Here is a 19,177-nt window from a genome sequence, read left to right as displayed (position 1 = left end):
AGATTTTCATTAATTTCATCCTTTACAATCTAATTTAAATTTAAGACTATGAAATCAACAATTTTAAAAGGTATGTTTATGAGTGCGATCCTTTTGTTCGTCGCTTGTGGTGAAAGTACAGATGCTGTGGAATCTGGAACTTACCAGGGAACAGTAAAGGAAGTAGAAGCAGATAAGACAGAGATCTACGTTACTACAGATGATGACAAGACTTTGGAGCTATATTTTACTGAAACTACCAGCCTTACCAGAAACGGAAGTGACGTAGAATTTTTTGAACTTGAAGAAGGACAGAAAGTAGAAGTGGAAGTGGAAAAGAATGGAAAAAGACTGGATCCTATTTCAGTAAAAATCATGGAATAATGGAAACTCAAATTCCAGAATTTTGGCGGACAGAGGTTTTTCATCCTCTGTCCGTTCATTTTCCAATAGTTTTATTGTTACTGGCCACTCTTTTTAAGATCATGAGTCTATGGTCTGGAAGGGAAACCTGGCATTTTGGTGGCCGACTTTTACTAATCCTCGGGGTTATTGGGATCTGGATTTCTATTTATACCGGTGATCTGGCAGATGGGATCGTTTCCCGTAAATTATGTGATCCAACTATTTTAAAAGATCACGAGAACTTTGCCTATACCACTGCCTGGTTATTTAGTATTGGGCTTTTACTGGAGATAGTATTTTATTACTTCAAAAGCTTCAGGAATAAACTGATCAATCTTGTGGTTGTCCTGCTTTTAGTCGCGGGTTCTGTTTGCCTGGCCTATGTAGGTCATCTGGGTGCAAGCCTGGTTTATCAGCAAGCCGCAGGGGTGAATATTCCTTCTGAAAATTGTGCAGAATTTAATTGAAAATGGATTTAAAAGAACACTGGGAAAAGATTTATAATACCAAACAGTTTGAAGAAACGAGCTGGTACCAGCCAAAGCCGGAATATAGCCTTGAGATCATCAGGTCTCTTGGTCTTTCACCTGAAGCGAATATTATTGATATTGGCGGAGGGAATAGTTTTCTGACAGATAATTTATTGGAATTGGGATATATTAACATTCATGTTTTGGATATTTCAGCAAAATCACTGCAGGATTCACAGACCAGATTAGCAGAGAATGCTGAAAAAATTAAATGGATAGAGTCTGATATAACTAGCTTTAAACCAGATACATCATTTGACCTGTGGCATGATCGTGCGGCCCTGCATTTTCTTACCGAAGATAAGCAGGTAGAGGATTACTTATCAGTATTAAAAAATTCTTTAAAAAAGGGCGCTTATTGTCTCCTATCCGTTTTTTCTGAAAACGGACCCGATAAATGTAGTGGAATCACCATCAGAAAATACACAACTTCAGATCTGGAGGAATTATTGGAATCAGATTTTGATACGGTGAGGCTCGAGAATAGGGATCATACAACTCCTTGGGGAGCGAAACAGAACTTCTCGACAGGGCTCTTCAGAAGAAAATAAAGAGCGAACTCATTCACATTTTCATAGAAAACTTTAAATTTAGAATGTTCCTTCAATTTTAAAGGCTACTCTATGACTTCACAAGAACTATCAGATCTACTAAAAATTCAGCAAAAGGCATTTACAAAATCCCCTCCGGAATACGAACAGAGAATGGAGGCTTTGGCCAGTCTTTCAGAAATGGTAGAGAAAAATCAGGAACGATTGATCGCTGCCGTTTCTCAGGATTTTGGACATCATAGCTCTGAAGAAACGACCATCCTCGAACTTTTTCCTTTACATGATGAGATCAAACATGCCCGGCGACATCTTAAAAGCTGGATTAAAAGAAAATCGGTTCGCAGTTCATGGTTTCTATTACCATCTATGGCGTACTATCAATTCCAGCCATTAGGTTCTGTGGGCATTATGGGCGCATGGAATTACCAGATCTTATTAACGCTAAGTCCATTGGTGGACGCCATAGCCGCGGGAAATCATGCAATCATCAAACCTTCTGAAATTGCTCCGGCATCGGCAGAAGTGATCAAGGATTTGATAAACAAGACATTCGACAGATCTTATATTCACTGTGTTACTGGCGATGCAGAGCTTGCCAAGAATTTTTCATCGCTCTCATTTGATCATCTATTCTTTACAGGTTCTACCCGCGTGGGAAAATTGATCATGGCAGCAGCTGCACCCAATCTTACACCTGTCACGCTGGAACTTGGTGGTAAATCTCCTGCGATCATTCATGAATCCTACGATCTCGAACTGGCTGCAAAGAGGATTCTGGCTGGTAAACTTTTTAATGCGGGGCAGACCTGTGTTGCACCAGATTACCTGGTAATGTCGGTGGATCTGAACGATCAGTTTGTAGAATACAGCAAACAGGTAGTAGAAAAGTTCTATCCAGATATCTCGAATAACAAACAGTATTCCTATATCATTAGCGATAAACATTTTAAACGTTTGACATCTTTACTGGAAGACGCTAAACAAAAAGGTGCTAAAATTATTGAAATATGCGAAACCAATGAGTTGCCTGAAGGAATGATGACTCCAAAATTGGTCTTTGACGTTAGCAGCGATATGGAGATCATGCAGGAAGAGATCTTTGGTCCGCTATTGCCCGTTTTAAACCTTGATTCCGTTGAGGAGGCAATCGATCATATAAACGCGAATGCGAAACCTCTGGCACTTTATTATTTTGATGATAACCAGGATCGTATAGATCATCTTTTAAAATTTACGCTTTCAGGTGGAGTGACCATTAATGATACTATTTACCATTTAGCGCAGCATAGACTACCTTTTGGCGGAGTGGGAGCAAGCGGAATGGGCCACTATCACGGTTTTGACGGTTTCAAAACCTTTTCGAAAAAGCGAGCGGTCATGCAGCAGAAGAAATTCGCTGCCACAGATATTCTGCATCCGCCTTATACCGATATTAAAAAGAAACTAATTGGCGTAATGGGAGATATTAGCAAAGTTTAGAATTTTTATGGAAGGAAAATTAGAAAAGAAAATAGTTGAGGTAAACGGATTCCCGCACATTCCCTTTTATTCTGAAGAGTTTACCGAGGCCGAAATGCTGTTGAGAGCCAGAAAGTATTATTCAGAACTTTCTGCTCGAAGATCGGTTAGACACTTTTCAAATCGACCTGTAGCGAAAGAAATTATTGAGCAATTGATTCTTTCTGCTGGAACGGCGCCTTCAGGAGCACATAAACAGCCCTGGAAATTTTGCGCGATCTCTTCCGAAGAAATCAAACGGAAAATTAGAATCGCTGCAGAAGAGGAAGAGCGGGCAAATTATAACAGCAGAATGAGCGAACAATGGCTGAAGGATCTTGCCCCACTGGGAACCGATACCAATAAGGAGTTTCTGGAGATCGCCCCGTGGATCATTGTAGTTTTCAAAGAAGCCTATGAAATTGGAACTAAAGAAAAAAAACTTACGAACTACTACGTAAATGAGTCGGTTGGGATCGCCTGCGGAATGCTAATCTCTGCTATTCATAATGCCGGACTTGTGACTTTAACGCACACTCCCAGTCCTATGAACTTTCTTTCAAACATACTCCAGCGGCCAAAGAATGAAAGGCCTTATTTATTATTGCCGGTAGGTTATGCTGCAAAAGATGCGCTGGTACCAGATATCGAGCGAAAAAAGCTATCACAGATCACAGAGTTTTACGAATAAAAAAACGCCGCATCTGTAGGGTGATACGGCGTTCAATTTTAAAAACCTGTAAAATCTAACCGCTTGCAATGTAGATGAAATCTCAAAAACCGAAAGTAACATTTGTTACAAAACCTAAACTAATCAATTAAATGCCAGTTATATACATACAGCGTGATTCAGAATGGGCGAATAAGATGAGAAATTTTGAGCTTTATCTTAATGGAACAAAGATTGGTGATATAGGCGATCATGAAACAAAGAAGTATTCGGTCCCGCCAGGTGTTTATAGTCTGGAAGCAAAAATAGACTGGTGTGGGAGTCAGCCGCTTGCTTTCACACTAGGGAAGGATGAAAGTATCCATGTTCAGGTTTCAGGATTTGTGATGTCAAAGTATTTTATGCCCTCTGCGATCCTTATCGCTTTATTATATTTCTTTCTGTATTTAAAATATGATTATAACAGCCTTGTTCTTGGAGTGATTTTAATGGTATTGCTGGGTTACTTGATATTCTTCCTTAGCTTTGGTAGGAACTATTACTTAAGACTGGAACTAAAATAAAAAACCCCGGTCGATGCCGGGGTTTGAGTTTTACTCTGGAGTCTCACATCTGCTATCGATGAGATTCCTTTCTTTTAGCTCCTGCCAGAAACCTGATGGGATCTTCGCATCAAAAGCTTTCATGTTTTCTTCTACCTGCTCCGGCTTACTGGCACCTGCCAGCACCGTATTTACAACTTTAGGAGCATAAGAGAATTGAATGGAAGCCCTACTTAGATCCACGTCATATTTCTCTGCAACCTCTTTCATTCCGTTTAACTGCTTTACTTTATCATCAGGCATTTCTCCACCATAATTATAGCGCTTCTGTCCTGATAACAGCCCAGCACTAAATGGTGCAGCAGCAATAAGTCCCACATCGTGTTTTTCGATCACCGGAAATAATTCATCCAGCGATTTTTTATGATCGATCATGGAATACTGAATAGCAGAAAGGAAAATATCAGGATTTGCATCTGTCTCTTCCAGGGTCTTTACAATAGGTTCTATGGTATTTACTCCAAGACCCCAGCCTTTGATAATTCCCTCTTCACGCATTCTGGTAAGTTCTGGCATCGCACCAGTTCTTGCTACTTCAAAATGATCCAGCCACGTCGTACCATCTTTATATTCATCGTTATGATCTGGAGAAAGATCATGGATAAATACATAATCTATGCTTTCGACTCCCAGTCTTTGTAAACTGTCTTCTACTGATCTTCTTACAGCTTCCGCCGAATAGTCATATTCATAATCGAAAGGAGCAGGTTCATTCCACATCGTTTCCGGCTTATTTCCATTAGCCTTTAATAATCTACCTGCTTTGGTCGTCAGGATATAATCTTCACGTTTTTTGTTATGCAGAAAATGTCCAAACCTTCTTTCACTTAATCCCAATCCATACCATGGAGAGGTATCATAATATCGTACACCTGCATTCCATGCTCCTTCAAGGGTTTGTCCTGCTTCTTTATCGCTAAGTACTTTGAAACCGTTTCCAATGGCTACACCACCTAGTCCAAACTTCTGTTTTAAAACTTCTCTACTCATAATTCATTTTTTTAGCAGCATAAAATTAAGCAAAAGCTATAGCCTGAAAGGGATGTTTAACGCACTCTAACATACAAGGTTTTCGTAAGTTAAGGTTCTCAAAAAACAACTGTAACCAATGTTACTTCCTATCCCACAAGATATTTCTATTTTTGTAAGGCAATGAAAGTGGAGAAATATCTAGAGATCATCCAGAGTTCTTTTTCAGGGTACGCAAATTACCTCTGGAACGAGATCACCAGTCCTACCTGGACCAGTTATTTTTACTGGCTTATAGGTTTGTCTCTTTTGGTTTGGACGTTAGAGGTATTGATCCCCTGGAGAAAAGAGCAGAAACCAATACGTAAAGGATTCTGGCTCGATTCTTTTTATATAGTATTCAATTTTTTCCTGTTTTCGCTTATTGGGTATAATGCGCTAAGTAATGTGGCTGTGGAGATCTTCAATGATTTTCTCGGACTTTTCGGGATCAGTAATATTGTAGCTTTTCAAATAGATCAACTACCAGCCTGGACTCAACTACTTATCATGTTCGTGATCGCCGATTTTATTCAGTGGAACGTTCACAGGCAGTTACATCGCAGAACATGGTTATGGGAGTTTCATAAGGTACATCATAGTGTAAAGCAAATGGGTTTTGCGGCACAGTTCCGGTTTCATTTTATGGAAACCATCATCTATAAAACTGTACAATATATTCCGCTGGCCATGATTGGTTTTGGGATTCAGGAATTTTTCGTGGTACATATGTTCGCGGTGCTCGTAGGTCATTTAAATCATGCGAACTTAGGCTGGAGCTATGGGCCGCTAGGATATATTTTTAATAATCCAAAAATGCATATCTGGCATCATAGTAAAGAATTACCAAAGGACAGACCTTTCGGAATGAACTTCGGGCTAAGTCTTAGTATCTGGGATTATCTTTTTGGTACCGCCTATATTCCGAAGAATGGAAAACAAATAGAATTAGGATTTCATGGGGATGAGAATTTTCCGGAGACATTTAAGAGTCAGACCCTTTATCCCTTCAGAAGAAAATAAAATTTAAGAACAATAAATAAAGATCATATTATGGATATAAAGCAATTTAAAGACGAACCACTGGCACATTACTCTTACGCTATTGTGAGTGAAGGTAAAATGGCGCTGGTAGATCCATCCAGAAACCCGATGCAGTATTATTCTTATGCTGAATCCAAGAATGCCAAGATCGTGGCAATTTTTGAAACACATCCACATGCCGATTTTATTAGCGGACATATGCAAATTCTCCAGGAAACGGGAGCGACGATATATACCAGTGAGATGGTAGGAGCAGATTATCCTCATAAGGGATTTGATGATGGTGACAGTTTTGAAATGGGAAAGATCACCTTTAGCGCGATCAATACCCCAGGGCATTCTCCAGACAGTATTACGGTAGTGGCAAAGGAAGATAAAGACACTGCACTTTTTACTGGAGATACTTTGTTCATTGGAAATGTAGGTAGACCAGACCTTCGGGAAAAGGCCGGGAATATGACCGCTAAACGTAAGGAACTGGCGAGTGATATGTATCATACGATCAAGAATAAATTTACAGATCTTCCAGATGATGCGTTAGTATATCCTGCTCACGGTGCAGGTTCTCTCTGCGGAAAGAACATGAGCGATGATTCTTCCAGTACGCTTGGAAATGAAAGACAGGGTAACTGGGCATTTAAAGAACAGACAGAAGAAGAGTTTATTGAGGAAATACTGAAGGATCAGCCATTCATTCCTAGTTATTTTGGTTTTGATGTAGACGTAAACAAAACCGGACCAGAGAATGTACAGCGTACAAAATGGGCTAACGAAGTACGTCTTTATGTGACTGAAAAAGAAGATGAAGATATGCTGGTAGTAGATACCAGGGACGAAGAAGCTTTTAAGAACGGTCATCTTTCCAATAGTATTAACATCATGTGCCGTTCAGAAAAAGATAAGTTCGAAACCTGGTTAGGTGCGATCGTAAAACCGGAAGAAGCATTTTACCTGGTGATCGAATCTGTAGACCAACTGGAAGAAGTACTGGAAAGAGCCGCCAAGATCGGTTATGAAAAACAAATTAAAGGAGTTTATACGCTTGGAGAAGATCTTCCTGTAGAAAGCAGGGAATTTGATCTCGAAGATTTTAAAAACAACCAGAATAACTACACGATCGTGGATATTAGAAATACCAGTGAAGTGAATGAAGGTAAGTTCTTTGAGGACGCTATCGCAGTTCCATTAAACGAACTTCGTGATGAGGTTACAGAGATCCCTTCTCACAAACCAGTAGTAGTTCACTGTGCCGGAGGTTATAGATCTGCTGCAGGTAGCAGCATTCTTGAAAATATCTTTGAAGCCACCAGGGTGTATGACCTTAGTGATGATATCAAGGAATTTAAATAATAGTAGCTAAATTCAAAATTAGAGCCTGGGAAATTCCCGGGCTTTTTTTATGGAAAGCTGTGAAATTTTTAATGATCGGCTTTAAATCGAGAAACCTTTAGATAGAAGTTTAAGAATTTTGGGCTTTTTTTGATATTTCAGCAATAGAAATTGCTTTGTAATTTTTCTATATTTACGCTCCTACGGTTAAAATCAATACATAAACGTATTTATGGATAAAAAATACAAGGTTAAAGTAAATGAAGATTTTGAGTTCGAGTTCAGCCAGGAAGAGATCGCTGCACTGGATACCCAGAAAACTTCAGAAGCACATTATCATATCTTAAAAGATAATCGTTCCTTTTCCGCAGAAGTCTTTAAACCAGATTTCCTTCACAGAAAATATGACATTAAGATCAACTCCAATATCTATTCGGTAAGGATCAATAACGATCTGGACCAGTTGATAGAGGAGATGGGACTTTCATTAGGTAGCTCTCAGCAAGTAAATGATATCAAGGCACCTATGCCGGGACTGATTCTGGAAGTTAATGTAAAAGAAGGCGACGAGGTCAAAGAAGGTGATTACCTGCTGGTTCTAGAGGCCATGAAAATGGAAAATACACTTACGGCACCCAGAGATGGTGTGGTAAAATCTGTTAGCGTGAGCAAAGCAGATACTGTTGAAAAGAATCAGTTATTGATCGAAATGGAATAATGATAATATTCAAAATTTCAGGATTAGAAATATGAAGAAAATATTAGTAGCAAATAGAGGCGAGATCGCGCTTAGAGTAATGAAAACTGTAAAACGTATGGGTATAGATACGGTTGCAGTTTATTCTGAAGCAGATAGAAATGCACCTCATGTTCGGTTTGCAGATGAAGCGGTTTGCATTGGACCTGCGGCATCCAGCGAATCTTACCTTAAAGGAGATAAGATCATTGAAGTTGCTAAACAACTCGGTGTGGACGGGATTCACCCTGGTTATGGTTTCCTTAGTGAAAATGCAGGTTTTGCAGAAGCTGTGGAAGACAATGGCATTACCTGGATTGGTCCTGGTAGTAAGGCGATCAAGGTGATGGGAAGTAAGCTTGCTGCGAAAGATGCGGTAAAAGCCTACGATATTCCTATGGTTCCCGGGATCGATGAGGCGATCACCGATACTGAAAAAGCAAAGGCAATTGGAAGAGACATTGGCTTTCCAATTCTTATCAAAGCCTCTGCCGGTGGTGGTGGAAAAGGAATGCGTGTTGTTGAGAAAGAAGAAAACCTGGAAGACCAGATGAAGAGAGCGATTAGCGAAGCTGAATCTGCTTTTGGTGATGGTTCGGTTTTTATTGAGAAATACGTTTCTTCTCCAAGACATATTGAGATACAGGTATTATCAGATACTCATGGTAATTATTTACACTTGTTTGAAAGAGAATGTAGTGTACAGCGTAGACACCAAAAGGTTGTAGAAGAAGCACCTTCTGTAGTTCTTGATGATGAGTTGCGTACAAAAATGGGTGAGGCAGCCGTAAAAGTGGCGAAGGCCTGTGATTATGTGGGTGCTGGAACTGTAGAATTCTTGTTCGATGAAAACAGGAATTTTTATTTCCTTGAAATGAATACAAGATTGCAGGTAGAACATCCTGTAACCGAATACATAACGGGTGTGGATCTTGTTGAACAGCAGATCAGGATCGCTCGTGGTGAGGCAATTGCTTTTAGCCAGGATGACTTAAAGATCAAAGGACACGCTATGGAACTCCGCGTTTATGCTGAAGATCCTTTAGAAGATTTTATGCCAAGTACGGGAACCCTTGAAAAATATCAGATTCCGCAAGGCGAAGGAATCAGAATGGACAATGGTTTCGAAGAAGGAATGGAAGTACCGATCTATTATGATCCTATGCTCGCAAAACTGGTCACCTACGGTAAAACCCGGGAAGAAGCGATCGAGGTAATGATCAAAGCGATCGATAATTATATCGTGGAAGGTGTTTCAACGACACTTGCCTTCGGAAAATTTGTTTTCCAGCATGATGCCTTTAGAAGCGGTGATTTTGATACACATTTCGTTAAGAAATATTATTCTCCGGAAGCGCTGAAAGAGGAAACAGAACAGGAAGCCAGACTGGCAGCATTACTGGCGCTGAAACAATACTTAAATGACAAGGAACAGCTAAGGCTGCCTTCAAACTAATTCTATATAATTCAGAATCATACGAATGAGTCAGAATCTAGAAAAATTAAAAGAAAAAATTGCTGAAGCCCACAAAGGTGGAGGTGAGCAAAGAATAGCCAAGCAACACGAAAAAAAGAAGCTTACTGCGAGAGAACGGGTAGATTATCTTCTGGATGAAAATTCCTTTGAGGAAATCGGTATTTTGGTAACCCACCGTACGACCGACTTCGGAATGGAAAAGCAGAAATTCTATGGTGATGGGGTTGTAACTGGTTATGGAACAATTCATGGCAGGCTTGTGTATGTATTTGCACAGGATTTCACGGTTTTTGGAGGTTCACTTTCAGAAACCCATGCCGAGAAGATCTGTAAGATCATGGACATGGCTGTAAAAGTTGGAGCACCGCTTATTGGACTAAACGATTCCGGAGGAGCAAGAATCCAGGAAGGGGTTAAATCTCTGGGAGGTTATGCAGATATCTTTCACAGGAACGTAAAAGCTTCGGGCGTAGTTCCTCAAATTTCAGCTATAATGGGACCTTGTGCCGGTGGAGCTGTATATTCTCCTGCGATGACCGACTTCACCCTGATGGTTGAGGATACCTCTTATATGTTTGTTACCGGTCCAAATGTTGTGAAAACGGTAACCAATGAAGAGGTGACTTCCGAAGAACTTGGAGGAGCCAGCACACATTCTACAAAATCTGGGGTAACTCACGTGACTGCTGCAAACGATATTATTTGTCTTGAAAATATCAAGCAATTGATAAGTTATATGCCGCAGAATAACAAGACTGCACCAGAAAAACTAGAATTTAAATTAGGCGATGAACACAGAGAAATACTGGAAAGTATTGTGCCTGATAGTTCCAATAAGCCTTATGATATGCATGAAGTGATTCATGGTATCATAGATACAGATTCTTTTTTCGAAATTCATAAAGATTACGCCGAGAATATTATTGTTGGTTTTTCACGAATTGGAGGACGTAGTGTCGGGATCATTGCGAACCAGCCTATGAGTCTTGCGGGAGTTCTGGATGTAGACGCTTCCAAAAAAGCAGCGAGGTTCACCAGGTTCTGTGATTGCTTTAATATTCCGCTATTGGTGCTGGTTGATGTACCAGGTTTCCTTCCGGGAACAGATCAGGAATGGAACGGGATCATCCTACATGGTGCAAAATTATTATATGCACTGAGTGAGGCGACAGTTCCAAAAGTAACGGTGATCACCAGGAAAGCTTATGGAGGCGCTTACGACGTAATGAATTCCAAGCATATAGGAGCCGATCTCAACTTTGCCTGGCCAACTGCGGAAATTGCGGTAATGGGCGCAAAGGGAGCTTCGGAAATTATTTTTAGAAAAGAGATCTCACAAGCAGAGGATCCGGAAAAGAAACTGGCAGAAAAGGAAGCTGAATATGCTGAAAAATTCGCCACTCCTTTTGAAGCTGCACAGCGTGGCTTTATCGATGAGGTGATCATGCCTAAAGATACCAGAAGAAAGCTGATTCGAGCATTTAGTGCACTTGAAAACAAAGCGGTTCTAAGACCGGATAGAAAACATGGCAATATTCCATTGTAGGAATGTCAAATTACTTGTAAATGCTGAATGAGAATTCAGCATTTATTTTTTACTGAAAATTGAAGATTATGAAATTCAATAAGATCGTTTTAGTGGACTATACAAAGATGAACGAGGAGTCCATAAATAAACTGAAGGAATATTCAGAAGACGGAGTAAAGGTATATGATGATTACCCGGAAGATGAGCAGACAATTATTGAAAGGATTGGTGGTGCAGAAGCGATTATCGTATCCTGGCATACCCAGATTACCGAAAATATCATAGAGTGCTGTTCCAGCTTAAAGTATATAGGAATGGCCTGTAGCCTGTACGACGATGAATCGGCGAATGTGGCGGTAAAGTTCGCCCGGGATCGTGGGATCGAAGTACGAGGGATTCGCGATTATGGAGATCCAGGGGTAGCTGAATTTATAATTTCTGAATTGATTCAGTTACTTAATGGTTATTCGGGTAAACAATGGAAAGACATGCCCAGGGAGCTAACCGATCTTAAAATTGGGATCATAGGTTTGGGAACTACCGGAAAGTTGCTGGCAGATTGTTTAAAGCCATTTGGAGCAGATCTTTACTATCATAGCAATTCCAGGAAACAGGATTATGAGGAGAAAGGTTTGACTTATCTCGAATTACCGGAATTAGCAGAAACCTGTGATATTCTAAGCTTCCATTTACCAAAAAATACTCAGGTAATGACTTCGGAATATTTTCAGAAGTTTGGAAATTCTAAAATTATTATCAATACCAGCCTGGGTCTTCCTTTTGAAATTGATAGCTTCAGTAACTGGATAGCGCAGGATTCCAATTTTGGGATCTTCGATGGTGATGGAGGGAAAGAGCTTTCCGAAGAAATAAAGAAAAGAGATAATGTGATCGCCCACGATAAAAGTGCAGGCTGGTCGTCCCAAACTCTTGTAAGGCTTTCTGAAAAAACACTACAAAACCTGGCAGACTTTTGCGAAGACAGATAGTGTAACCATTGTTACTTAAATATTGGAGCACTTCTCGCATCTTTGCAATCAATAAAAAATAATTATGGATCTAATTTTTCAGGGATGGCCCTGGTATGTGGCTGGACCGCTTATCGCACTCATTATGTTCCTCCTCATTTTTATGGGGAAGCAGTTTGGAATGTCTTCAAACCTTCGAACTTTATGTACCATGTGTGGAGCAGATAAATCTGCAGGCTTTTTTGATTTCAACTGGAGAGCTCAAAAGTGGAATCTTGTAGTGATCGTTGGAGCCGCCATTGGTGGTTTTATTGCGATGAACTTTTTAACGGTAGATCCTGCAGTGACAATTAATCCAGATACGGTCGCAAATCTTAATGAACTCGGTTTTTCCAGTGCAGGTGAAGCATATCTTCCAGATGAATTATATGGCATAGATGCTCTTACAGACTGGAAAGCGCTTAGCATCCTGATCATTGGAGGATTTTTGATAGGTTTTGGTGCTAGATGGGCTGGTGGATGTACTTCTGGACACGCGATTTCAGGACTTAGTAATTTACAGTTGCCTTCGTTGATCGCTGTTGTTGGATTTTTTATAGGTGGATTATTTATGATCCATGTGTTGTTCCCTTTAATTTTTTAAGAGATGAGAGTAATAGGATATTTAGTAATAGGAATCATGTTCGGTATTGTAATGTTTAAGTCTGAAGCAGCTTCCTGGTTCAGGATCTACGAGATGTTCAGGTTCGAGTCATTCCATATGTATGGTATCATAGGTTCTGCTTTGGTCATTGGCGTTCTTGGAACTTTATTTATCAAGAAAAAAGGTATGAAGGATGTACAGGGTGAACCAATCACCTTTCAGCCAAAGGAAAAAAGCTTCAGTAGATATATGTATGGCGGAATTATTTTTGGATTGGGTTGGGCGCTAGCAGGAGCCTGCCCAGGACCAATTTATACGCTCATTGGTGCAGGTTATGTAGCTGTGATCGTACTTTTCCTGGCAGCAATGCTTGGAACCTTTGTTTACGGACTTTTACGTGATAAACTTCCGCATTAGTCATTAGACTATAACAAGAAAAAGCTTGCTGAAATTTAAAATTTCAGCAAGCTCTTTCAATTTGAATTTCGGTCAACGATGGAAAGAAGACTTTGCTAAAGTACTCCATTAGAACTTTGAAGTTCCTGCCTACAAATTACTACTCGATGGAATCCTGCATGCTACGTGTTTCTTCCAGCAATCTAAGAGCATCATTCATCCCGGAATTATCAAAATAGAGATATTCCTTTAAGATCTTTCCATCCTCAAATCTGGCGGTTATATGAACCGGGATTACGATCATTGAATCGTTTTCTGCGATTGTACCTTCCCATTCTCCCCAGAAATTAACCCAGGTTTCACCGGCGTCTGTCACAACCATTTCAAATTCATTTTCAGAATCCACGAAATCATAGGAAGAAAGTGCCGAGTTATTCTGCTTGTGCATTGCTATGGCGGTAGATACATCTATTGATTCCCGACTATTATAAAAAAGTTCTACACTGTCTGCGAAATGAGATTTATACTCATCCCACTCTCCGTTCTCATAATTCTTTAGAACAGTTTTAAAAGTATTGATATGTTCTGAATCCTGAGTATACCGAATCTTTTCTTCCTCCTTATTATTCTGATCACAGGAAATAAGTAGAAATATGCATGAAAATAAAATGAATAGATTTTTCATAATTTTAATTTTCAGACGTGTAAGAAATCTCAGGCTTTACATGTCCTGTAACAACTTCACGTTTAGAGAAAACTTTCTGTATTTCTGAAGATAGCTTTTCACCTTCTTCGCCAAGTAACTCCCCATTCTCTTTTCTCATACTTTCTACTGAAGCAGCATCCTTACCAGATACAGCTACCATAAAATAGGAATCCATAGTTCCGAAGCCACTTCTATAAAGTCGGTAGTAAGCTTTTGAATCTTTATCTTCATACAATTTCTTGGCAGCTTTAGCCATTTCTACAGCTTTATCCATTTTTCCTGGTGGGATGTGATAAAACACAAGCTCTCTGTAATTCATTCCTTCCATACTTTGATCCATACCTTCAGGCATATAGGAATGCTCTTTATCAAGATTTAGAATATAGTCTCCGTGTTTGGTGAAAGTTTCAGCAAAAGGTTCAAATAGCTTTTCAAAAGCTTCCTCGCCCATTTTTTCCTGCAGGTCTTGGAATGGATTCTTATCCAACTCAGCAAAATTGTCAATTTCCGTGAGGTACATTACGCGATTATCATCTGCCTGAAACGCCAGCCATTCCATGCCCTCCATATTGTGCTCTTTAGCAGCTTTCAGTAAGGCTTTATCGGCTTCAATATGCTTGTCCATCATGCCGTCTTTAACGTGATCTTCGTGAACAACATACATTTGATAGTTATCACTTTGCGCGGTCAATAGACTTGTTGAACATAGCGCAAGAGTCAGGAGAATCGAAAAGGATCGTAGTAATTTCATTTGGTCTGGTTTTTATGGTTAATAACCTTGAATTTAGTAAGTAATCCATTGTATATGAGCAGGTTTTGGACGTAACCAGGTTAAAAATGTCCGGGAGTAGCTAAAAAGTTTCCGAAGAGAAAAAATTTGAAGATAAGGAGGATGAAGCTACAACGCTATATGACCTGTAAATGTTGAAATAGCTCTAGTCTCATGTTTTTACTAAGTGGAAGTGTATGAGAAGCGATGAGGACATGATTGCTTCCTATCTCATCGATATGGGAGAGATTGGCAATATACGATCGATGAATTCTTAAAAAACGTTTATCGGTAATTTTGTCGTTGACTTCCTTCAGGGAACAAACCAGAAGAAATTTCTTATTCCTGGAATATACTTTGCAATAATTACGGTCTGCTTCGATGTAGTGGATATCATCAAGCGAAATTCTTACCATGGTATCCTGGCAGCGAACAAAAATGCGGTCTTTCAGAATAAGTTGACAGTCTGATTTCGCTGGCTTCTTTCTTAGTCTCTCAAGCGATTCTGAAATCTCCTCTTTGAAGAATTGTTTCTTATCTTTCAGTTTATTGAAAATTAACTTCTGAAGAGACTTCGTTTTACTTCCGTTGAAATACAAGACTGAATGATCTTTTTTTGACGGATTAGATTCAAACCCATTCAACTGACCTTTAAGATGATCTTCCATGAGGATTAGATCTGGGACATCCTGTTCTATAAAATGGAGTGCATCTTTTGCTCTTGAGAATATACCTGTAATTTGATAGCCCAGTTTGTCAAGCCGTAAAGATAACTTTGCAGCCATGGGAATGTTGTTTTCAACGATAATGATCTTCGCTTGCCTGGTCATTCATCAAAAGTATACTATAAATATACTGAAACTATTGATAACCAGAGGTCTATGAGAGATCTTATCTTATTCTGGAACTTCCGGGAGAAGTAGGATAGAAGGAGGGAAGTGTGATTTTATATTTTACAACAACAAGTCTTATGCTAATTACTGTTAGCGCCGTAGCGAGGTAAATTACGTCCGCGTTCATTCCCAGGTCGTAAAGGGTGACATAGGCAAGCGCTCCAATAAGGCAGGCGGTTGCATAGATCTCTTTTCGAAAGATCACCGGAATTTCATTACAGAGAATGTCCCGTAGAACACCACCAAACGTTCCAGTCATGGCGCCAAGTGCTACAGAAATTATTGGATCAAGACCGTTCTGTATTCCGGTTTCCACTCCGGTAATAGTGAAAACACCAAGTCCTATGGTATCAAATAGAAAAAGTGATTTCTTTAAATAATTCAGTTTATTTCTGAAGACGATCGCGAGAATTGTTACGATACCAATAAGGTATATGTACATAATGTTTTCCATCCAGGTAACTGGTGTATCACCAATTAGAATATCTCGCACAGTTCCACCGCCAATCGCTGTAACGAAGGCAATAATAAAGATACCGAAGAGATCAAGTCTACGGTTCATGGCAGATAATGCCCCGGAAATCGCGAATGCGATCGTACCAAGGATATCCAGGATGCTGAACAAACTTATTTCCATACTTGGCAAAGGTAGTTTTATCTTTTAAATTTGCCTGATTGTGTGATAGTTTCGTGCTTATTTTAGCTTCCTATTAGATATAGATTAAGTTAATATCTATTTTTGTAAGTTTTAGTGCAAACTACCTACTTTTATAACATAGAAAATCAAAAGACATGAGTGATACTATCGAGAGAATAAAATGCCTTATCATAGGTTCAGGTCCTGCAGGTTATACCGCAGCGATCTATGCCGCAAGGGCAGATATGAAACCAGTTATGTATACCGGAATGGAACCAGGCGGACAGTTAACTACCACTACGGAAGTTGACAATTTCCCGGGTTATCCTGAAGGTATCGATGGTCCAAAGATGATGATGGATCTGCAACAGCAGGCTGAACGTTTTGGCACGAAGGTGAGAATTGGAATGATCACTGAAGTTGACTTTTCTAAAGAAGTAGGAGGGATCCACAAAGCTCTTGTAGATAATAAGACCTGGATCGAGGCTGAAAGTGTAATCATATCTACCGGGGCAACTGCCAAGTATTTAGGTTTGCCTAGTGAGCAAAAATTACGAGGTGGAGGAGTATCTGCATGTGCAGTTTGTGACGGATTCTTTTATAAAGGACAGGATGTTGCTATTGTAGGTGGTGGTGATACCGCTGCGGAAGAAGCTACTTACTTATCTAATATTTGTAATAAAGTGACTATGCTGGTTCGTAAGGACTATATGAAAGCTTCTAAAGCAATGCAGCATCGTGTGGAAACTACCAAGAACATTGATCTTCGTTACAATACAGAAGTTGATGAGATCCTTGGAGAGCAGGTAGTCGAAGGACTTAGAATGGTGAATAACCAGACTGGAGAGAAGGAAGAAATCGATATTACAGGATTCTTTGTTGCTATAGGGCATAAGCCGAACACCGATATTTTCAAAGGTTGGTTAGATATGGACGAAACTGGTTACGTGATTACCGAGAGCAAGACCACGAGAACTAATATCCCTGGTGTTTTTGCTTCCGGAGATGTTCAGGATAAAGTTTACAGACAGGCGATTACCGCTGCTGGTACAGGCTGTATGGCAGCATTGGACGCTGAAAGATATCTTGCGGAAATTGAGGTTGAAGAAGATATTCAAAAACCACAAACAAGACCTGAGACAGTTTAATTCAGGTAGTATATAAAAGAAAAAAGTCCCGTAATTGCGGGACTTTTTTTTGATATTAACTTAAGATCTTAATTGTCGGTCTTCACCTTTACTTCTCCATCGTCAACCTTGATCTTGGTTTCTGAACCATCGGCTCTGTCAACTTTTTTCTTATACTCGCCGTCATCCTTTTTGATCTTGATCTCGTCTCCTTCTGGAGTTTCGATCTTGATCTTATCTCCGCCATCTTTAACTTCAACTTTATTATCAGGATCCTCCATCATTCTTTCAACTTCAGATTTTTCTTCTTCTGTATCCTCATTTTCTCTACAGGACACTAAAGCCAGAGATAGTAGCAATACAAGGACAATATTTTTGGTAATAATTTTCATTTTTCTATTAGTTTATTTTGGCTGCAAATGTATTCAATCCACTTATTCATAATGAATTAAGGATCAAAATTTAGCATTTATTTAAACAGGCCTTTGCTGAATTCTTTTTTGGACAAACTTGCTTCATCTGAAAATTGTAAGAGTTTGATCACCGGTGTATTATATACTTCGATCTCACTTTTTCCTGAAGCAGTTAAATTCAAAGTATCACTCACGTTTACCTTGGAAGATGAACCTCCCTGTGCCAGCACTTCAGTTTTAAAGCTGCTAAAATTTTCACCGTCAAATTTAGATGATTGGTCTGCTCTTAAATTGAAAATTTGAGTTTCACCGTCTATTCTGGCAGATGCTTTTTCGTAAATATCGATCTCAACATTGGGAGCATTCAAGAGCGCTTCAACCTTTGAAGACTGATTTAGCTGACAAACAATTTCCTGGGCTGTGACATTCAGTTCAGCTTCTGCATCATCCTTGTGGATGAAATTGAATTTACTGGCCGTAAGTGTTAAAAAAGCTTTCGCGTCCTTGCCTGTTTCAAGCTTGAAATCATTTACGTAAAGATCCTGGAGAGATTCGAGTTCCACGTCACCACCTATAAGTATACTTTTTAAGGTATCAGAAAAAGTAATTCTTAATTCCTGTTTCTTGGTACGGGAAAGTTTTTTGATGGGTTTAATATAAAGTGTTCCGTCAAGAACTTCAGTCATAATGAGATCATGAATATTATCATCGGCTTCTATCTCGATCATGGATCTTCTCCCCTTTAGGATTCCGACTTCAAATTCTCCTTTGATCTGGATTGAGTGAAATTTTTCAAGATCATATTGTTCGGTTTTTACGTTTCGGCTACCTTTTACCTTGTCCTGGGCATTGCAACTGCATAAAACGATTAATAGTAATAATGGGATTTTTTTTAGCATAACATTTTTTCTTGATAGATCTTTCGGTTTTAGCCGATCAGATACTTTTTTGCAAAAGATAGGACTAATTATTTCAAAGCCTGTAAAGCAGAGAGAAAAATCACGGTAATTGGCGGTTAGAACTGCTTTTCTTCGTTAGATCCTGTATTTCGTAACAGAAGAGTTTTCAGAAGAATTAAAGAAAAAAGCCTCCACATGGGAGGCTTTAATTCTTCAACTATCCAGAATCTTCTGATAATTTTCCAGCTTCTGAAATATTTCAGTACTGTTAAGTGGTTCTTCAATATCCACAGTTTCCTTGTTTACGGGCTGAATATATAATACCAGTCCTACAAAAAAGCTGATGACGAGGTTGATTAGTGAGCTCATA

At 39.4% G+C, this 19,177-nt stretch carries 23 protein-coding genes; 15 read left to right on the top strand and 8 right to left on the bottom strand.

Annotated features, from left to right (window positions below):
* Window positions 1-48: 48 nt before the first annotated feature.
* The 6 genes from JM79_RS09950 to JM79_RS09925 all read left to right on the top strand — a co-directional run bounded on the left by JM79_RS09950 (window position 49) and on the right by JM79_RS09925 (window position 4,195).
* Window positions 49-363, top strand: a complete 315-nt coding sequence (locus JM79_RS09950) for a hypothetical protein (RefSeq protein ID WP_141878002.1) — start codon at window positions 49-51, stop codon at window positions 361-363.
* Window positions 363-851, top strand: coding sequence for a DUF2231 domain-containing protein (locus tag JM79_RS09945; RefSeq protein WP_141878001.1), 489 nt, complete (start codon window positions 363-365; stop codon window positions 849-851). Before JM79_RS09950 ends, JM79_RS09945 begins: the two co-directional genes overlap by 1 nt.
* Before the next feature lie 2 nt (window positions 852-853).
* Window positions 854-1,465, top strand: coding sequence for a class I SAM-dependent methyltransferase (locus tag JM79_RS09940; protein ID WP_141878000.1), 612 nt, complete (start codon window positions 854-856; stop codon window positions 1,463-1,465).
* Window positions 1,466-1,537: 72 nt separating this feature from the next.
* Entirely contained in the window at window positions 1,538-2,944 is a 1,407-nt protein-coding gene (locus tag JM79_RS09935; RefSeq protein WP_141877999.1) for a coniferyl aldehyde dehydrogenase, read from the top strand.
* Between the two features lie 7 nt (window positions 2,945-2,951).
* Window positions 2,952-3,653: a nitroreductase family protein gene (locus tag JM79_RS09930; RefSeq protein ID WP_141877998.1), complete on the top strand. Its 702-nt coding sequence runs from the start codon at window positions 2,952-2,954 to the stop codon at window positions 3,651-3,653.
* Window positions 3,654-3,784: 131 nt separating this feature from the next.
* Window positions 3,785-4,195: a hypothetical protein gene (locus tag JM79_RS09925; protein WP_141877997.1), complete on the top strand. Its 411-nt coding sequence runs from the start codon at window positions 3,785-3,787 to the stop codon at window positions 4,193-4,195.
* 30 nt (window positions 4,196-4,225) lie between these two features.
* Here the strand turns inward: JM79_RS09925 and JM79_RS09920 are convergent, their stop codons facing one another.
* Window positions 4,226-5,224, bottom strand: coding sequence for an aldo/keto reductase (locus JM79_RS09920; RefSeq protein ID WP_260443416.1), 999 nt, complete (start codon window positions 5,222-5,224; stop codon window positions 4,226-4,228).
* A gap of 168 nt (window positions 5,225-5,392) precedes the next feature.
* Here JM79_RS09920 and JM79_RS09915 point away from each other — a divergent pair, with 168 nt between their 5' ends.
* From JM79_RS09915 to JM79_RS09880, 8 genes are all read left to right on the top strand, one after another.
* Entirely contained in the window at window positions 5,393-6,265 is an 873-nt protein-coding gene (locus JM79_RS09915) for a sterol desaturase family protein (protein WP_141879224.1), read from the top strand.
* Between the two features lie 30 nt (window positions 6,266-6,295).
* The gene (locus JM79_RS09910; RefSeq protein ID WP_141877995.1) at window positions 6,296-7,636 is read left to right on the top strand and encodes an MBL fold metallo-hydrolase; all 1,341 of its coding nucleotides are present in this window, start codon (window positions 6,296-6,298) and stop codon (window positions 7,634-7,636) included.
* Between the two features lie 211 nt (window positions 7,637-7,847).
* On the top strand, window positions 7,848-8,333 hold the full coding sequence (locus tag JM79_RS09905; protein ID WP_141877994.1) for an acetyl-CoA carboxylase biotin carboxyl carrier protein subunit: 486 nt from the start codon (window positions 7,848-7,850) through the stop codon (window positions 8,331-8,333).
* A gap of 31 nt (window positions 8,334-8,364) precedes the next feature.
* Window positions 8,365-9,807 carry an acetyl-CoA carboxylase biotin carboxylase subunit gene (accC, locus tag JM79_RS09900; protein ID WP_141877993.1) on the top strand — a complete coding sequence of 481 codons (1,443 nt, stop codon included), beginning with the start codon at window positions 8,365-8,367 and terminating at the stop codon, window positions 9,805-9,807.
* A 25-nt stretch (window positions 9,808-9,832) separates the two neighbouring features.
* A complete protein-coding gene (locus tag JM79_RS09895; protein ID WP_141877992.1) occupies window positions 9,833-11,374 on the top strand; it encodes an acyl-CoA carboxylase subunit beta in 1,542 nt (513 codons plus the stop codon).
* Between the two features lie 68 nt (window positions 11,375-11,442).
* Window positions 11,443-12,345 carry an NAD(P)-dependent oxidoreductase gene (locus JM79_RS09890; RefSeq protein WP_141877991.1) on the top strand — a complete coding sequence of 301 codons (903 nt, stop codon included), beginning with the start codon at window positions 11,443-11,445 and terminating at the stop codon, window positions 12,343-12,345.
* A gap of 64 nt (window positions 12,346-12,409) precedes the next feature.
* Entirely contained in the window at window positions 12,410-12,967 is a 558-nt protein-coding gene (locus JM79_RS09885; RefSeq protein ID WP_141877990.1) for a YeeE/YedE thiosulfate transporter family protein, read from the top strand.
* 3 nt (window positions 12,968-12,970) lie between these two features.
* A complete protein-coding gene (locus tag JM79_RS09880; protein ID WP_141877989.1) occupies window positions 12,971-13,384 on the top strand; it encodes a DUF6691 family protein in 414 nt (137 codons plus the stop codon).
* Window positions 13,385-13,523: 139 nt separating this feature from the next.
* Here JM79_RS09880 and JM79_RS09875 read toward each other — a convergent pair whose 3' ends face one another.
* The 4 genes from JM79_RS09875 to JM79_RS09860 all read right to left on the bottom strand — a co-directional run bounded on the left by JM79_RS09875 (window position 13,524) and on the right by JM79_RS09860 (window position 16,368).
* Window positions 13,524-14,048 carry a nuclear transport factor 2 family protein gene (locus JM79_RS09875; RefSeq protein ID WP_141877988.1) on the bottom strand — a complete coding sequence of 175 codons (525 nt, stop codon included), beginning with the start codon at window positions 14,046-14,048 and terminating at the stop codon, window positions 13,524-13,526.
* Between the two features lie 4 nt (window positions 14,049-14,052).
* A complete protein-coding gene (locus JM79_RS09870; RefSeq protein ID WP_141877987.1) occupies window positions 14,053-14,820 on the bottom strand; it encodes a hypothetical protein in 768 nt (255 codons plus the stop codon).
* A gap of 155 nt (window positions 14,821-14,975) precedes the next feature.
* On the bottom strand, window positions 14,976-15,668 hold the full coding sequence (locus JM79_RS09865; RefSeq protein ID WP_141877986.1) for a response regulator transcription factor: 693 nt from the start codon (window positions 15,666-15,668) through the stop codon (window positions 14,976-14,978).
* Window positions 15,669-15,729: 61 nt separating this feature from the next.
* The gene (locus JM79_RS09860; protein WP_141877985.1) at window positions 15,730-16,368 is read right to left on the bottom strand and encodes a trimeric intracellular cation channel family protein; all 639 of its coding nucleotides are present in this window, start codon (window positions 16,366-16,368) and stop codon (window positions 15,730-15,732) included.
* 155 nt (window positions 16,369-16,523) lie between these two features.
* Between JM79_RS09860 and trxB the strand changes: the two genes are divergently transcribed.
* Window positions 16,524-17,516, top strand: coding sequence for a thioredoxin-disulfide reductase (trxB, locus tag JM79_RS09855; RefSeq protein ID WP_141877984.1), 993 nt, complete (start codon window positions 16,524-16,526; stop codon window positions 17,514-17,516).
* A 68-nt stretch (window positions 17,517-17,584) separates the two neighbouring features.
* Here trxB and JM79_RS09850 read toward each other — a convergent pair whose 3' ends face one another.
* The 3 genes from JM79_RS09850 to JM79_RS16135 all read right to left on the bottom strand — a co-directional run bounded on the left by JM79_RS09850 (window position 17,585) and on the right by JM79_RS16135 (window position 19,176).
* Window positions 17,585-17,887, bottom strand: coding sequence for a hypothetical protein (locus JM79_RS09850; RefSeq protein ID WP_141877983.1), 303 nt, complete (start codon window positions 17,885-17,887; stop codon window positions 17,585-17,587).
* A gap of 77 nt (window positions 17,888-17,964) precedes the next feature.
* A complete protein-coding gene (locus JM79_RS09845) occupies window positions 17,965-18,807 on the bottom strand; it encodes a DUF2807 domain-containing protein (protein WP_141877982.1) in 843 nt (280 codons plus the stop codon).
* Between the two features lie 213 nt (window positions 18,808-19,020).
* Window positions 19,021-19,176: a hypothetical protein gene (locus JM79_RS16135; protein ID WP_185739478.1), complete on the bottom strand. Its 156-nt coding sequence runs from the start codon at window positions 19,174-19,176 to the stop codon at window positions 19,021-19,023.
* Window position 19,177 lies beyond the last annotated feature (1 nt).

Origin of the sequence: Gramella sp. Hel_I_59 (assembly GCF_006714895.1) — a bacterium.
In the GTDB taxonomy this organism is placed as follows: Bacteria; Bacteroidota; Bacteroidia; order Flavobacteriales; family Flavobacteriaceae; genus Christiangramia.
This window is presented reverse-complemented; position numbering and strand designations above follow the sequence as displayed.

Excerpts from the sequence above, each read along its gene's own strand:
- JM79_RS09935 (WP_141877999.1), top strand. The coding sequence starts at position 1,538 with ATGACTTCACAAGAACTATCAGATCTACTAAAAATTCAGCAAAAGGCA.
- JM79_RS16135 (WP_185739478.1), bottom strand. The coding sequence starts at position 19,176 with ATGAGCTCACTAATCAACCTCGTCATCAGCTTTTTTGTAGGACTGGTA.
- JM79_RS09890 (WP_141877991.1), top strand. The coding sequence starts at position 11,443 with ATGAAATTCAATAAGATCGTTTTAGTGGACTATACAAAGATGAACGAG.
- JM79_RS09865 (WP_141877986.1), bottom strand. The coding sequence starts at position 15,668 with ATGACCAGGCAAGCGAAGATCATTATCGTTGAAAACAACATTCCCATG.
- JM79_RS09925 (WP_141877997.1), top strand. The coding sequence starts at position 3,785 with ATGCCAGTTATATACATACAGCGTGATTCAGAATGGGCGAATAAGATG.
- JM79_RS09920 (WP_260443416.1), bottom strand. The coding sequence starts at position 5,224 with ATGAGTAGAGAAGTTTTAAAACAGAAGTTTGGACTAGGTGGTGTAGCC.
- JM79_RS09880 (WP_141877989.1), top strand. The coding sequence starts at position 12,971 with ATGAGAGTAATAGGATATTTAGTAATAGGAATCATGTTCGGTATTGTA.
- accC (WP_141877993.1), top strand. The coding sequence starts at position 8,365 with ATGAAGAAAATATTAGTAGCAAATAGAGGCGAGATCGCGCTTAGAGTA.
- JM79_RS09950 (WP_141878002.1), top strand. The coding sequence starts at position 49 with ATGAAATCAACAATTTTAAAAGGTATGTTTATGAGTGCGATCCTTTTG.
- JM79_RS09885 (WP_141877990.1), top strand. The coding sequence starts at position 12,410 with ATGGATCTAATTTTTCAGGGATGGCCCTGGTATGTGGCTGGACCGCTT.
- JM79_RS09905 (WP_141877994.1), top strand. The coding sequence starts at position 7,848 with ATGGATAAAAAATACAAGGTTAAAGTAAATGAAGATTTTGAGTTCGAG.
- JM79_RS09945 (WP_141878001.1), top strand. The coding sequence starts at position 363 with ATGGAAACTCAAATTCCAGAATTTTGGCGGACAGAGGTTTTTCATCCT.
- JM79_RS09860 (WP_141877985.1), bottom strand. The coding sequence starts at position 16,368 with ATGGAAATAAGTTTGTTCAGCATCCTGGATATCCTTGGTACGATCGCA.
- trxB (WP_141877984.1), top strand. The coding sequence starts at position 16,524 with ATGAGTGATACTATCGAGAGAATAAAATGCCTTATCATAGGTTCAGGT.
- JM79_RS09870 (WP_141877987.1), bottom strand. The coding sequence starts at position 14,820 with ATGAAATTACTACGATCCTTTTCGATTCTCCTGACTCTTGCGCTATGT.
- JM79_RS09940 (WP_141878000.1), top strand. The coding sequence starts at position 854 with ATGGATTTAAAAGAACACTGGGAAAAGATTTATAATACCAAACAGTTT.
- JM79_RS09895 (WP_141877992.1), top strand. The coding sequence starts at position 9,833 with ATGAGTCAGAATCTAGAAAAATTAAAAGAAAAAATTGCTGAAGCCCAC.
- JM79_RS09845 (WP_141877982.1), bottom strand. The coding sequence starts at position 18,807 with ATGCTAAAAAAAATCCCATTATTACTATTAATCGTTTTATGCAGTTGC.
- JM79_RS09875 (WP_141877988.1), bottom strand. The coding sequence starts at position 14,048 with ATGAAAAATCTATTCATTTTATTTTCATGCATATTTCTACTTATTTCC.
- JM79_RS09910 (WP_141877995.1), top strand. The coding sequence starts at position 6,296 with ATGGATATAAAGCAATTTAAAGACGAACCACTGGCACATTACTCTTAC.
- JM79_RS09930 (WP_141877998.1), top strand. The coding sequence starts at position 2,952 with ATGGAAGGAAAATTAGAAAAGAAAATAGTTGAGGTAAACGGATTCCCG.
- JM79_RS09850 (WP_141877983.1), bottom strand. The coding sequence starts at position 17,887 with ATGAAAATTATTACCAAAAATATTGTCCTTGTATTGCTACTATCTCTG.